11 protein-coding genes and 1 tRNA gene are annotated in these 14,494 nt (G+C 44.3%); 6 read left to right on the top strand and 6 right to left on the bottom strand.

Going from position 1 to position 14,494, the window contains the following annotated elements:
• Positions 1–76: 76 nt before the first annotated feature.
• Positions 77–895: a helix-turn-helix domain-containing protein gene (locus MKY24_RS02575; RefSeq protein ID WP_339201363.1), complete on the top strand. Its 819-nt coding sequence runs from the start codon at positions 77–79 to the stop codon at positions 893–895.
• 24 nt (positions 896–919) lie between these two features.
• Positions 920–2,095, top strand: a complete 1,176-nt coding sequence (locus tag MKY24_RS02570) for an MFS transporter (RefSeq protein WP_028541186.1) — start codon at positions 920–922, stop codon at positions 2,093–2,095.
• Between the two features lie 318 nt (positions 2,096–2,413).
• On the opposite strand, the gene MKY24_RS02565 is transcribed toward MKY24_RS02570, so the two are convergent.
• The 3 genes from MKY24_RS02565 to MKY24_RS02555 form a co-directional block, all read right to left on the bottom strand.
• Complete coding sequence (locus tag MKY24_RS02565) at positions 2,414–3,835, bottom strand: transcriptional regulator (protein ID WP_075153676.1); 1,422 nt, start codon at positions 3,833–3,835, stop codon at positions 2,414–2,416.
• A 256-nt stretch (positions 3,836–4,091) separates the two neighbouring features.
• Positions 4,092–4,163, bottom strand: a tRNA-Thr gene (locus tag MKY24_RS02560).
• Positions 4,164–4,236: 73 nt separating this feature from the next.
• Positions 4,237–4,584, bottom strand: a complete 348-nt coding sequence (locus MKY24_RS02555; RefSeq protein WP_013308518.1) for an MTH1187 family thiamine-binding protein — start codon at positions 4,582–4,584, stop codon at positions 4,237–4,239.
• 526 nt (positions 4,585–5,110) lie between these two features.
• Here MKY24_RS02555 and MKY24_RS02550 point away from each other — a divergent pair.
• From MKY24_RS02550 to MKY24_RS02540, 3 genes are all read left to right on the top strand, one after another.
• The gene (locus MKY24_RS02550; RefSeq protein WP_339201360.1) at positions 5,111–7,444 is read left to right on the top strand and encodes a ribonucleoside-diphosphate reductase subunit alpha; all 2,334 of its coding nucleotides are present in this window, start codon (positions 5,111–5,113) and stop codon (positions 7,442–7,444) included.
• Between the two features lie 20 nt (positions 7,445–7,464).
• Complete coding sequence (locus tag MKY24_RS02545; protein ID WP_023986750.1) at positions 7,465–8,496, top strand: ribonucleotide-diphosphate reductase subunit beta; 1,032 nt, start codon at positions 7,465–7,467, stop codon at positions 8,494–8,496.
• Between the two features lie 166 nt (positions 8,497–8,662).
• Positions 8,663–10,414: a methyl-accepting chemotaxis protein gene (locus MKY24_RS02540; RefSeq protein ID WP_023986749.1), complete on the top strand. Its 1,752-nt coding sequence runs from the start codon at positions 8,663–8,665 to the stop codon at positions 10,412–10,414.
• A 180-nt stretch (positions 10,415–10,594) separates the two neighbouring features.
• On the opposite strand, the gene MKY24_RS02535 is transcribed toward MKY24_RS02540, so the two are convergent.
• Both MKY24_RS02535 and MKY24_RS02530 read right to left on the bottom strand, forming a co-directional pair.
• Positions 10,595–11,401 (bottom strand): patatin-like phospholipase family protein, encoded by an 807-nt coding sequence (locus MKY24_RS02535; RefSeq protein WP_025723693.1) that lies wholly within the window; start codon positions 11,399–11,401, stop codon positions 10,595–10,597.
• 115 nt (positions 11,402–11,516) lie between these two features.
• The gene (locus MKY24_RS02530) at positions 11,517–12,197 is read right to left on the bottom strand and encodes a DNA-binding protein (RefSeq protein WP_025723692.1); all 681 of its coding nucleotides are present in this window, start codon (positions 12,195–12,197) and stop codon (positions 11,517–11,519) included.
• 245 nt (positions 12,198–12,442) lie between these two features.
• Here MKY24_RS02530 and MKY24_RS02525 point away from each other — a divergent pair, with 245 nt between their 5' ends.
• Complete coding sequence (locus tag MKY24_RS02525) at positions 12,443–13,393, top strand: beta-ketoacyl-ACP synthase III (RefSeq protein ID WP_339201359.1); 951 nt, start codon at positions 12,443–12,445, stop codon at positions 13,391–13,393.
• A 171-nt stretch (positions 13,394–13,564) separates the two neighbouring features.
• Here MKY24_RS02525 and MKY24_RS02520 read toward each other — a convergent pair whose 3' ends face one another.
• Positions 13,565–14,401 (bottom strand): HAD hydrolase-like protein, encoded by an 837-nt coding sequence (locus MKY24_RS02520; protein ID WP_023986748.1) that lies wholly within the window; start codon positions 14,399–14,401, stop codon positions 13,565–13,567.
• Positions 14,402–14,494: the final 93 nt, after the last annotated feature.

Genomic DNA, 14,494 nt, shown 5'->3' with positions numbered 1-14,494 from the left:
AAGCATTCACATCCTTGACTTTCCCCTGCACGGGAAACTGTATACTCACATTATGTTATAGATTGGAGATGATATTTTGTTCAAAATCAGTACATTTTCCAGGCTAAGCAAGGTCTCCTTAAAAACACTGCGTTATTACGACCAGATTGGCATACTTAAGCCGAGAAAAGTGGATTACGATACGGGCTACCGTTACTATTCCGCAGATCAGCTTCTTGAGCTCAACCGAATCTTAATCTATAAGGAATTGGGTTTTACATTGCCCCAAATTAAACAGCTGCTTCAGGAAGATATTTCATTGGAGAATATTCAAGGCATGTTTAAGCTGAAAAGAAGTGAAATCCAGCATATCATCGATACGGAACAAGCCAAACTCGTCAGGATTGAGGAGCGTATGCAGCTTATAGAAAAAGAGGGGCAATTCGAAACGGGTCAAGAAGTCAGAGTCAAGGCAGATGGTGCTCAATCGTTTTTTTATCAGAAAACATGCGGGAAAGAAGAGGACATTCCGGATTTGTTTCGTCAATTTGATCAGTTATTAACAACGGAAATTCGCCAGCTGATCCAAGGCCCTCAGGTTGTTTTGTGGAAAGACATCGACGGAAAAGAGGATGAGTTTGAGTTTGAAGTCGGTTATTTTTTAACCTGTGAGCTGCGGTCATTTCCAGAACCGTTTCGGCTACGGACTCTTCCTCCTGAACCGATGATGGCTACAATGGCTTTTCATTCAAATTCAAAATTTGATGGTGCGGCCTGTGTTCATTTAGCTAAATGGATTGAGAAAAATAACTATCAGATCAAGGAAAACGAATTAGGTAGGGAACTATATTTACCGTTAACTCCAGAACGAGATGCACAATTCATAGAAATACAAATTCCCATTATAAATAGATAACTGAAGAAGGTGGAGTGGGGTAAATTGAAAAATAAACGGATCATCTATGTCCTGGCACTGGCTGTTTTTCTGATTGGAACCATTGAATATATTATTACGGGAGTCATTGAGATGATCGCTGTGGACTTGGGAGTATCTACTTCAGAAGCTGGGTTATTGGTGACTGTGTTTGCTCTCGCCGCGGCCATTGTCGCTCCGATTTTGATTGCATTAACGATCAATGCAGATCGCAAGAAACTACTAATGACCACCCTTGGTGTGTTTATTGCCAGCAACGGACTTATGTTTGTAGATCTTGCTTATGAAACAGTACTATGGATACGAATTATCCAAGGGGCTAGCGGAGGAATCGCTACCGTTGTAGCCATGGCAGTAGCGACACGACTCGTTGAAAAAGAAAAAAGGGGCAATGCCATCGGTATCATTTTGATGGGGCTTAGCAGTTCGCTAGTGCTTGGTGTTCCCATGGGCACATTTTTTAGTGAGATGTTTGGATGGAGAGTGCTATTTGTTTTAATCGGATTATTAAGTGTTCTTCCATTACTTATCATCTATAAAAAAGTTCCGGCAATCAAAGAAGAAGAAAAGGTTACCCTAAGAATGCAGCTCTCTATTTTAAGAAATCCAACCATTCTGATGGCCTTGGTTATTACGTTATTTTATGTCGGCGGCTATTCTACACTGTTTACTTATATTACGCCTTTCTTGCAAGCCACGTCCTCTCTTTCCATGACAGAAATTAGCGGTGTTCTGTTCCTGGCGGGCATTTGCAGCTTTGTCGGATCAAGAGTGGGCGGACAATTGGCAGATGCAAAGGGATCGAAATTTACCATTTGTCTCGGGCTCATCTTACAAGGGGCGACTCTTCTTTTATTCGCTCTAGCCGGAGTCAATCTCTTGGTATTAATCTTGGTTTTAATGATTTTTATGTTAGCAACTTGGAGTATTTCCCCGGCCCAGCAACTTTATCTGGTTACTCTGGCGCCTCGAAATCCGGACATTGCTCTTAGCGTAAATACTTCGTTCATCCAATTTGGTTTTGCACTGGGATCTGGATTAGGTGGGCTAGTCATCAGTCGTACATCTGTCCTATATTTGAATTGGCTGGGTTTTGCCGCTGTAAGCATAGCTTTACTTCTTGCCATCTTACTATTTAAAAAAATGAGCAGTAGGACTGGAACCCCTATTGTTACTAAATAAGAAATGGACTGGACACCCACATCCAGTGCAATTTCAAAGATGGTATATATCGTCTTAAAATACAGATCCTAGCTTAATGTAGCTGCAAACAGTTCTATATCCGATTTTGACACTTTATATGTATGATTCATGCTGATCACCTTGATAATTCATTCGGTGAACGATGTAGTAATTCCTTCAACAAAAATCCCCGCCGACCAGTTAAGGTTAGCGGGGATTTGCTTTGCTTACGTTTAAGCACCTCCAATGGTAACGTAAGGCTGAATACTATTGTGGTGGTTAAGGGCTTGATCCGGCACAGTAACAATAAACAAAAAGCTAGCCGCGATGATCAGCAGTACCATTTTTTTTAACATTGGTCATCCACACCTTTTCAATGAAATTTAAAAATGCTGCTTTAGTTTCTGAAACTGCATAATCCCGAAAATGTAAAAACAAACCCATACAGTTTATAAAATTAGTCTCATTATTTAATGTATGATAACTTACCATTGCATACATCAAATGTTTAAAACCATCAATGTAAGAGCCTCGATGTAAATAATAATAAGCTAACTCGTAACCAAACCACGCGATATAATCCGGTATCACCTGTTGGGTATACATATCATCTGATGATGGTTGCTGTTGTGCAAAAGCGTTTATTTCGGCTTCAAATTGTTGAAGTATACCTTCCACATCTATGTTATATTGGTTTGCTGAAATTATAACATTCAACAGTTTTGAGATTTTCTCATTCTCGTTAGTGGCTGATGTCACTGCAATATATTCAACATAATCTTGAAGCACACTTATATCTCCTGACAACAGTTTATATACGTAAGTATTACCTTCTGCCCAACTTTTAAACAAGCTAACCCAGTGTTGAGTGTCTTCGTCAGTCTCTTTGACCCAATCTAGATTAGCGTAGGTGTATGTATAATCTAGAGCTTGTTGATAGTCGCCTTGGGCTTCACAGACACTTGCACACAATAAATCGGCATATGAAATATATACAAACAACGGGCGACTTAGCTTCTTGGCAGACTCATCACGCTCTCGACTCTCTTGTTGATGTTTTAACGAATATTGAGCTTTCGCTTTCTGCTTCATTTTTTTCGCCGCTTCATCTACCTTGTTCCATTTACGCAAAGACCTGTACACATTAGCCAAGTCCTTCAATGCATCAAGCTGGTCTATTTCATCTAGGCGTTCAACAAAAGCTTCAAATATCGTAGCTGCACTGAGATTGCGACTTTGATCGTCTCCAACTTGAATCGTGAATATACGATATTGACAGATGGCTAAACGTTCAGAATGTTGGTACTTCTCCGCTTCAGCTACGCCCTCATAGAGCAGCAATGCAGCCTCATGTCGTCCCTGTGCTAATAGTACTTCTGCTATATCAAATAGTTTAGGCGAATAGAGTACGTTGTCCATAATGCTTCCCACCACTCGACGGATCGCATCCAGCTTGTCCAACTCCGCACAGCGAAACAAAAACGGCTCGATTCGTCTCATATTCGGGGGAGTGTCGATGATGTAGTTTTCTATAAATAAGTCGTAAAAGTAGCCCTCCGGTAAATCCATAGCTTCAGTAATTAGGTCAAGCTGGTTAACAGACATAGACTTATTCCCCGTCACAATAGCACTTACTATTCCCCTATTCATGCCTGCTATATGCCCGAATTGCGTTAGACTCATGCTCTCTTGTTTTAAGTATCTGTCTAATTCTGCTCGTATCGTAGGTGTATGCTTCATGCCATAGCCACCCTTCGCATAAACTTTCCATAATTTTTAAAAACATACTTCATTTTTCACCAAAATTAACCACCTGTCAATATACTATGCAACTAATGTAAGAATTCGATTTTTAGCATGAAACAAAACAAAGAACTAATTATATATAGCATAATAATCCTACTAAAAAGACCTCAGCGTAGAAGATTGTCCAAAACCACAAAAAAGCGCGCCCTCCAAAAGCTTGGAAGCCGCGCTGTGCTTGAGTTTATAGCTATGCTGGTGAAGGGAATTGAACCCCCGGCCTACGCATTACGAGTGCGTTGCTCTACCCCTGAGCTACACCAGCAGGTCAGTGTAACTGACAACAAAAACTATTATACTCTTAGTTACATAAAAATCAATCACTTACATCAACTTTTTCAACTAGGATTTGGATTTAGTTCGGTAACATTTCCTGTCGCGGTGCCCGATAGTTTCTCTGCGACGGAACGGAGCTTTTGGTGGCTGGAGGAAGGCTTGTCACGGCGATCATCAATTTTGACCGAGGTGGAAACACGCTTAGCTCCAGACAGGAATGGCGCTTCGTGCAGCGCAGCAATGGCGGTGAACACATCGTCCAACGAACCTTCAATAATCGTACTCATGGAGGTAAGCTCATAGGTAATTCCTTTTTGCGTCTTCAACACTTTTTGCATCTGGGCAACGTAGTCGCTCAGGCTTGTACTCCCCGTTCCAATCGGGATCACTGTCACTTCTGCAATAGCCATCGCCAAGTTCCTCCTTTTAATTTAAAATCGTCACTTCTTTAAAAATCTAAAACCTCAGTCCGATAGAACGAGCAACCTTATTTCACAAAAAAAGTTCATATGTATGCTGCTTGTTTCTGTAGGAAACATCTTTATCATTCATTGTACCGTTCAAACTGCCTCAATTCAAATACAGCCCGCGACTTCTCTGCATATTTTGATTTTCCATTCCTTTTCCTTTACGTATGGCTTCGAATGTTGCTATAATACTCCTTGCACTTATTTGAAATTTTAAGTTTATACACACAATATGTTGGGTTAAATATTCATAACACGTCTAAATATAGTGATGTAGCCGATAAATCGTACGGGAACCATCTTTTCCCCCTTCATTGGCAGGTGCATCGCTATTTCTATGTTATTGGATTACATACAGCCCCCAAATGCTGTCTGACCATCGCTTTTTTCGCCATTATCTTCTCATCATGATCATTTTCATGCTATTCCCAAGTATGATTCCAAATCAGGAAAGCGAGGAATTAATCCTATGCCACAACTCGTAACCAAACCAAACAATCGCCAGTTGGCTTTTGATGAAATACGCATTTCCGTATATGCCGACCGTGTACTCAGCGGGCTGGACAAGCTGGATAAAGATCGTCTCATTCGCGGTGTAACTAGCAAGCTGCGCCGGGACGAAGTCACGGGGGATGACATCAGCAACGCGTTTGCGATGGCTGCCCTTGAATTGGTTAGTAAGGAAGAACCGGACTGGAAATTTGCCGCTGCACGTGCTTTGCTCACTTCCTTGTATAAAAAAGCTGCTACTCACCGACGTTACAAATCCTATGCGGACGAGCCTTACGGCGCTTTTTATCCGCTGATTACCGATTTGGTCCAAAAAGGAATTTACCGTCAAGAACTGCTCGACTACTATACCAAGGAGCAGATTGATGAGCTGGGCGATTCCATATTGCCGAAAAATGACCTGCTGTTCGATTATATCGGGCTATTAACGCTGTCTGAGCGCTATTTGGCCAATGATTTTGATGGACGCGTAATGGAACTGCCGCAAGAACGCTACATGATCATCGCGATGTACCTGATGCACCAAGAGCCTGCCGACAAGCGTATGGAGCTGGTCAAAGAAGCGTACTGGGCGATGAGCAACATGTACATGACAGCAGCTACACCAACCATGTCCAATGCCGGAAAAAAGGTGGCCGGACAGCTCTCCAGCTGCTTTATAGACACCGTAGACGACTCGTTGGAAGGTATTTTCGACTCCAATACGGATGTAGCCCGTCTTAGCAAAATGGGCGGCGGCATCGGCGTGTACCTCGGTAAAGTACGGGCGCGCGGGTCCGATATCCGTGGACATAAAAATACAAGTTCTGGCGTCATTCCGTGGATTCGTCAGCTCAACAATACAGCTGTTAGCGTAGACCAATTGGGTACTCGCAAAGGTGCAATTGCCGTATATCTGGACGTATTCCATAAGGATATCCTCGCGTTCCTTGACCTGAAGCTGAACAACGGTGACGAGCGGATGCGTGCACATGACGTGTTCCACGGCGTATGTCTGCCCGATCTGTTCATGGAGCGGGTCGAAGCACGGGGCGAATGGAATCTGTTCTGTCCGCATGAAGTGAAGAAGGTGATGGGCTGGAAAGATGACAAGGGTCGTCCACTGGGCCTGGAAGATTTTTATGATGAAACCTTCGGTTCAGGTACCTTCCGCGAAAAGTATGAGGAGGCGTCACAGCATCCCATTCTCTCTCGTATTACAGTGCCTGCCATCGACATCATGAAGCGCCTGATGAAATCACAACTGGAAACAGGTACACCGTACATGTTCTATCGTGATACGGTAAACCGGGCCAACCCGAACCGCGCCCATGGTATGGTATATTCCTCCAACCTGTGTACGGAAATTATGCAAAACCAATCTGCAACTGTAGTGGAAAAAGAAGAACTGGTCACCAAGGACGGACAAACACGCATTGTTATTTCCAAAATTCCTGGCGACTTTGTTGTTTGCAACCTGAACTCCATCCATCTGGCTCGTGCGGTTCCGGCAGGTGTGCTGGATCGCCTCGTACCGATTCAGGTACGTATGCTGGATAATGTTATTGATATCAACAACATTGAAGTGCTGCAAGCACAATATACGAACAGCCAATATCGCGCTGTGGGTCTGGGTACATTTGGACTGCATCATCTACTTGCACTGGAAGGTATCCGTTGGGAATCCGATGAAGCGGTAACCTATAACGATCATTTGTATGAAAAGATTAACTACCTGGCAGTCAAATCCAGCATGGAGCTAGCGAAAGAAAAAGGCCGTTATGCGAAATTCGAGGGTTCTGACTGGTCTAGCGGGCATTATTTCACTTCCCGTGGCTATACGGACGGTACACTCGAAGGGAAATTTGTCACAACGTCCGAGTGGATCGAGCTTGCAGAAGAAGTCAAACAAAACGGTGTCCGCAACGCATGGCTGTTCGCCATCGCGCCTAACGGGTCCACGTCTATTATTGCAGGCTCTACCGCCAGCATTGACCCATTGTATGAGTTGCTTTCCTATGAAGAGAAAACAACTTACAAGATCGCTAACCCAGCACCGGATTTGAACGAGAAAACCATCTGGTACTACAAGACAGCTTTCTTGCTGGATCAACACGCTTCGATCAACATGGCTTCTGCACGTCAGCGTCATATTGACCAAGGCCAAAGCTTTAACCTGTATGTACGGCCTGATATTAAAGCAACTGAATTTTTAGAGCTGCACATCCATGCCTGGAAATCAGGTATGAAATCGACCTATTATGTACGCAGCCGCGCACTGACGATTGAAGAATGTGATAGCTGCGCATCCTAAACTAAAGGAGAGAAGCTCTCATGCAGTTACAGAAGATTTTTAACACGGAAGCGCCAAATCGCTCTACCCGTATTATTGAAGGCGAAAGCTCCGGTATTTTGAATTGGAACGATATTCGGATGCCGCATATGTACAAACTGTATAAAGTACTGCTGCTGAACCACTGGATTCCAGATGAAATTCCGATGTCCAAGGACGCGTCCCAGTTCCCTGTGCTGGATGCCGAAGAACAGCGCACCTTCAAAATTAACATCGGCCTGCTGGCTGTGCTGGATTCCATGCAAACGATGTTTGTCGGGGATGTAAAACGCTATTTTACCGATTCCTCGCTGGAAGCTATTTCGGCGATTATCGGGCAGCAGGAAGTGGTGCATAACCAGTCCTACTCCTACGTTCTGTCTTCTTTGGTGTCAGATCAGGAACAGAAGGAAATTTTTGAATACTGGAAAAACGATCCTGTCCTGCTGGAGCGTAACACATTCATCTCGGATATTTACCAGGAGTTCCGCGATGAGCAGAACCCGCAAACCTTTTTCCAAGCGATGGTAGCCGATTTGATTTTGGAGGGCATTTTCTTTTACAGCACATTTGCTTTCTTCTACAATTTGGCCCGTGATCAGAAAATGATGGCAACCAGCCAAATGATCTCGTATATTCAGCGTGATGAAAATCAGCATTGCTACTTCTTTGCCGAAGTGTTCAAGCAGCTATTGTCCGATTTCCCTGAGCTGAACACCAAGGAAAATACGGACTATGTCTATCGTATGATTAACCGCGCTGTGGAGCTGGAAACGAATTGGGCGCATTATACGCTCAAAGAGGTTCGCGGCATCGACTTGAACGAGCTGAGCGATTATATCAAATACATGGCAAATATGCGCCTGAGATTGCTTGGTATGGACAAAGCATACGAAGGCGTAGATGTAAACTGTATGCCTTGGATTAAACCATTCTCAGACGAAGCGCTGAATGCGACAAAAACAGACTTTTTTGAAGCAAAATCACGCAATTATGGCAAGGTCGGAGATGACAACGGATTTGACGATTTGTAAGTCATAAGATACAGCCTTAACTCGGTACTTACCGGGCTAAGGCTTTTTTCATGAGAATTTACGCAAATACGCAAAAAAAATCATGAAACATCTGAATTACTATTCATATTTTCCTATTTGTACACGATATATATGAAGGTGAAAAAAATATAGTAAGGAGCATATTATGAAAAGCAGCGTTAAAAAAAGAATGGGATTACAATCCAAACTCTACTTCATCTTGCTCATTCCTTTAATAGTGATTGGCGTTATTGTTCTGTGGACGACCAATCAATCTATCCAAAATGCTTCTCTATCAACCATGCAGCTAAACAATGAAACGCTGGCAAAGAACACGGCCCAGTTACTGGACAAGTCCGCAGTCAAGAGCTTAAACACTAATTCATCTGAGCAAAGCAGCGAGTATAAGCAGCTTCGGAACGAGTTAAATACGCTCAGGTTGCAAACTGGAATCCTGTACATCTATATGTACAACCGGGTTGGAAATGAGTGGAAAATTACAGTGGATGGAGCCGCATGGGACGACAAAGACTACAGTCCATTCGGAACTCCTGTAAGTTTTACCCTTAAAGAAACGGAAGAGAAATTAAAACAAGGGGAAACGGTAACTACAGATATTACAACGGACCCTGAGTGGGGGACGATGTTTTCCTCCTTTACTCCCATTAAGGATACCGATGGAACCATCATTGGATATTTGGGAATCGACAGATCCCTGTCCTCTGTGACTGAAGTATACGAACATACCTTGCCCGAGGCCTACCGATTAGTTATCCCTGTTATCTCCATCATTCTGATCATCTCAATTGCGGCTATGATGCTGGTAACCCGACGGATACTGCGTCAGGTGAGATTTATTAAAAATACACTGGAGCAAGTAGCCGACGGCAACCTTACGGTTACATCGTCGCAAGTAACATATGATCAGTTAGGCGAAATCAGCAAATTGACGAACAAAATGGTGGAAGCCATGTCGAATATGATTGTGGATATTCAAAGCAGTTCAAGCACACTCCAGCACGCATCGGAGAATATCGTCGTGACAACGGAAGGAACACTCCACCAGACTGAGGAACTGTCCCGTACACTCCAGCAAATTGCCGATGTCTCTATTAACCAAGCGGATCAAGCGGTGGAATCGGTTCAACAATCTGATCGATTAGGACAAACGCTGGATGAAGTCGGAAGCCATGTGCAACAATTTACGGATACGGCCCATCATCTCAATGAGGTTCGTAATCAGGTAGCTAGTGAGCATGAACTGTTATTAGAGAAAGGACGAGAAAGCGCCTTGCGTATCAAGCAGATGCAGCGCATGTCACACGCGTTAACCGAAAAATCCCGCGAGGCGGCTAACATCGGTCAGCAGGTACAGGGCATCGTAAAGCAGACGCAGATTTTGTCCTTTAATGCATCTATTGAAGCCTCACGTGCAGGCGAAGCTGGCAAGGGTTTTTCTGTGGTCGCTCATGAAATGGGACAACTTGCCCAGCAATCCGCCATATCGATTCGTGAAATCGATGAAATCTTAAGAAGCTTTGTTGAGCAAATTGAGCAAATGGGTGATCAATTTGATGAAAACATAAAGACCGTCAATGAACAAGAAGTACAAATTTCGGTATGTCTACAGTCTGTTGACAAAGTCACCCAGGTTTCACAGGAAGTTCAGGAGTTAGCTGCACATCTGGCTCAATTGACGGCAGAGATGCAAGAGGTACGTCACAGCGTAGATCAACATTTAAATCACACAGCCAGCGCGGCACAGCAGACTGCCGGAATGACAGAAGATGTATCAGCAAGCGCTCAGAAGCAGGCCCTAGCGGTAAAAGAACTATCCGAAGTAGCCCGCAATCTGACCACACTATCAAACAATCTGCAGCGACATGCTGACCAGTTCCGGGTGAAAAACGCTGAATAGTAAAAAAGGGATTACCCATGCATGATGAATTGTGACTCGTAAGATGAACCTTTGAAAAAGCGTTTCTTTTACGGGTCATTTGCGTTTTCAACAGATGAATACAAGATGTGTCTGGAGCGGATCAGTGGCAGATGATCTATGCGTGCGTGTCGACTAAGAGGCACTTCTTTTCTTTACATACTAAACATGCATCTGTGCTGATTGCCCATGATTGGCTATTTGCGGCTTCAGTTCATCCATGATGCATTCAGCCGCTTCCTCGCCAGCCTCGACGCATTCAGGCCATTTTGTAAAATCAAACGCCGCAATATGTCCGACTTCAGGGCGAATAACAACGTCTGCTAGCCGGAGACTATTATGCTTTCGTTCGGCGGTCATCAAGCTGTAAGAGCGGTATACAACTTCCACCATATTTCGCGGCGGCTTCTTTTCATGTCCCCGTGCCACATCAACAGCAATTACTAAACAATCTGCTTCCCGACTCATCTCTTCTACAGGCAAATTGTTTAATACCCCTCCGTCGACCAGCATCTTGCCTTCATGCATCACAGGAGCGAATAAGCCAGGAAACGCCATCGTAGCCCGCAGTGCTGTCACCAAATCACCTTGTTCAAAAATGAATTGCTTGCCTTCCAGTAAATCGACAGAAACAGCTTCAAAACGGATAAGAAGATCCTCAATCTTCTGCGTATGCTGTCCATACTGCTGCAGTAGCTCATTCACCACCGTATTCATGCTGTTACCGCCAATTAAACCACGATGGCGTATGCCGATATCCAACAGGCGGTATTTAGGTGTCTTTTTAATACAATCCAATAGAGCATCCGTAGGAACACCCGCCGCATAAAGTCCGCCAACAATGCCGCCCATACTCGTACCGACGATACAATCGACCTGAATCCCGTGTCTTTCGAACGCTCTCAGTACCCCCAAATGAGCAAGTCCTCTGACTGCTCCCCCACCCAAAACCAATCCTACCTTCGGCATATACGCAACCCCTTTACATGTATTTACTGCATGCGTCCAAACACACAAAAGACCCAAAAACTAAACGTAAGGAGGCCCGCTTCCTCTCCTCACAAATGACTCATTCCTGTTATATTCAAAAATGAAAAGCCTCGCTTAGAAAATCGGAAAGCAACCCTTTTTCCTCGTCAGAAAGATCCGAAATGGATTGCAGAAAACGGGAAACCAGCTCCGTAATTTCAAGGCCTAGTTCATCGTTCATCGTTTGTAAGGCCATACCCAACACAGTGCCAACAAACATGGTCATGCCCATTTCCTTGCTTGGCGCTGTAAGGACAATCCGCTGAATCCAGGGACCTCTTTTACCTCCCAGCTTCTTCAAGTACATCAAAAGCAGCCCTATAATATAGGCGCAAAAATTGATTCTGACACTGGCTTCAGGAATTTCAGCCCAAATTTTTCGGACCGCCTCATTGGGACCTGTATTGTTCAAATCCTTGAGCAGTCCCGAGATATTCTCGACGGTTTTTTTCCAATCCACCAGATCCACTAATTCATTCCGGGACTGGTTGAACAAATCCGAAGCTTTATCTGTAGGTACAAATACAACCTGTGAACGTCCGGTTACCTTGGTATTCACCTCATAGCTGCGCGTAATAAACCCGAGCTTTTCAATTTCTTTCAGCATGTCATAGGCCGTCCACTTACTAACCCCTAATGATTTAGCCAAGGCCTCATAATGAATAGGTAGTTTTGTTTTTTGGTACAGTTCCACTAATGTATGCAAAAATTGCAGTCGGCGTTTAGTAAGTGACACGATAGCGTTGTAACCTCCCTGTGTAATTCTCTTTGAATTCGTTTTTGGGTTTTTTGTGTCTAAATATTAGCACTGAATACCCATATAAGCAAGCCTCATAATGATTATTGATTCTCACACAGCGGGCTGCTCTTTTACATATTTCCTTTTTAATTGGCTTGTGTTATATTTTTATCCATATCGTTTTTTGGTTTTTTTGGTCTTTACGGTCTTTTGTGTGATTATTTTATTGGAGGGAAACGTTCATGCAATCAGCTCTCAAGCCCAACGGCATTATTATTACGGGTGCAGGATTCTATGTACCGGCATCACTATTCACCAATTTGGAATTAGCCGCATCTCTGGATACATCCGATGAATGGATCATTCAGCGAACAGGTATCCGTCAGCGATATATCGCAGAAGCATCCGCAGAAACCTCTGATCTTGCCGTCCTGGCTGCAACTCATGCTTTACACCGTGCTCAATTATCATCGGAAGATGTGGATCTTATTGTAGTGGCAACGTCCACCCCTGACTATGCTTTCCCTTCCACGGCCATGTTGGTCAAGCAAAAGCTAGGAAGCCGCGCACCTGCATTCGACTTATCGGCAGCCTGCTCCGGTTTTGTATATGCCCTCTCGATCAGCAGTGACATGATGAAGGCGGGTGCATACCACAACGTCCTGGTGATTGGAGCAGACAAGTTCTCCAAAATCGTAGATTGGCAGGACCGTAATACCGCCGTTTTATTTGGAGATGGAGCAGGTGCTGTTGTCCTTCAATCTCATCCCGGTGCTTTCTCGTCTTTTTCCTTGCTTGGCTCGGAAGAACGTGGAGCAGACATGCTGATCTCCCCCGTCACAGGGCCTATTACAATGCATGGACGAGAGGTTTTCAAGTTTGGGGTGCGCATTCTGGAATCTATGCTGACTAAAGTTATGGAGGAATTAAGATTAAGCATAGATGATATTGCTTTGATCATTCCGCATCAGGCCAATATCCGAATCATTGAACATGCGGCAGTTAAGTTGAAAATTCCACTGGATAAGTTCTTTATAAATATCGAAAAATACGGAAATACGTCAGCTGCTTCTATTCCCATTGCGCTCGCGGAAGCTATGGAACAGCAGCGAATTCAAGCTGGTGATATTGTCGTCCTGGCTGGCTTCGGCGCAGGATTAGCCTGGGGTGTTCAAGTTATTCAGATCGCATAAATTCTTCAGTTCAACAGACAAAAAGGAGTAAACTAAAATGGAGCATTCGCAAACGTAGCTAGTGCTCCATTTTTATGTTTTGAAAGCCAAGCAGAGTTCACCTTTATCCGAGTAGGTGCATACATATAACCTAGAAGTGTGTATTCAAGCACTCCAGACTCATACCTGTTCTTATGATGGAGGTAGCGCGGCTGTTTTCACCTGTTTCGTATAAGAAGGATAGCCTCCCGTATGCTGGAGCATTTCGATTTCACGCAAAATACGCGGCAAGTCAGCGACCGAGTTCATCACGATGTGGGCTCCTGCCCTTTTCAAACCATATACACTCTGTCTGCGCCGTTCCTCAGCCACTCTGTCATCCGCTTCATGGCTGGTCGTTTGAGCTGCGGTCGTCACGCTTTCGTTATGGTTCAACACACCAATCGTCCATACACCGGCGTTCCGTCCCTCTTGCATATCGGCTACTGTATCTCCTACTTTCACAATATCGCTAAGTGGGAATACCTGCAAGCGATGTGCAATTTCATAGATCATCCACGGATAAGGCCTCCCCTGCGAAACTTCACAAGGGGCTACCATACAATCCAACGTATAGGGTGACTGTGCAGGCGTAAACTTGTGACTGAGCATTTCCATCGGACAGGATGCAGTGGCGCCTGACTGAATGCGACGATCCTGCAACTCCTGCAGCGCCCTGTCTATACCGATAGCAGGCTCAGCCCCTTGGATCAAGGAGCGGAGAACAGGGACAAGCTCAAGATAAATATGCTCAATATCCGCTCTGCCAGGATGCGCACCAAAGCACTCCAGCCATTTTTTCCGAACCTCTGAAAGTCCCAGCACATTCGCAATATGATCCCGGATCGGCATTCCTCGCCCATGAGACACCTGTTCTTCAGTTACCTGTATACCTTTCCATCTGAAAATGTCACGCATTCCCTGGGTTAAGCCTCGTCCTCCGGGGTCTAACAATGTACTTTCGAGATTAAAAATAACCGCCTGTATCATGCAATCCCCGCCTTTCCGTACCGCGGCTATCCGCAATCTTTATTTTGCTTAGGAACATGATACACAGCTAACGTAAACTGAAGTGTCGTAAAC

This window comes from Paenibacillus sp. FSL P2-0322 (assembly GCF_037975315.1).
Lineage (GTDB): Bacteria > Bacillota > Bacilli > Paenibacillales > Paenibacillaceae > Paenibacillus > Paenibacillus polymyxa_B.
This window is presented reverse-complemented; position numbering and strand designations above follow the sequence as displayed.

Bases quoted from the DNA above. Each gene is read 5' to 3' on its own strand.
- MKY24_RS02565 (WP_075153676.1), bottom strand. From the start codon at position 3,835: ATGAAGCATACACCTACGATACGAGCAGAATTAGACAGATACTTAAAA.
- MKY24_RS02555 (WP_013308518.1), bottom strand. From the start codon at position 4,584: ATGGCTATTGCAGAAGTGACAGTGATCCCGATTGGAACGGGGAGTACA.
- MKY24_RS02550 (WP_339201360.1), top strand. From the start codon at position 5,111: ATGCCACAACTCGTAACCAAACCAAACAATCGCCAGTTGGCTTTTGAT.
- MKY24_RS02545 (WP_023986750.1), top strand. From the start codon at position 7,465: ATGCAGTTACAGAAGATTTTTAACACGGAAGCGCCAAATCGCTCTACC.
- MKY24_RS02540 (WP_023986749.1), top strand. From the start codon at position 8,663: ATGAAAAGCAGCGTTAAAAAAAGAATGGGATTACAATCCAAACTCTAC.
- MKY24_RS02535 (WP_025723693.1), bottom strand. From the start codon at position 11,401: ATGCCGAAGGTAGGATTGGTTTTGGGTGGGGGAGCAGTCAGAGGACTT.
- MKY24_RS02525 (WP_339201359.1), top strand. From the start codon at position 12,443: ATGCAATCAGCTCTCAAGCCCAACGGCATTATTATTACGGGTGCAGGA.
- MKY24_RS02520 (WP_023986748.1), bottom strand. From the start codon at position 14,401: ATGATACAGGCGGTTATTTTTAATCTCGAAAGTACATTGTTAGACCCC.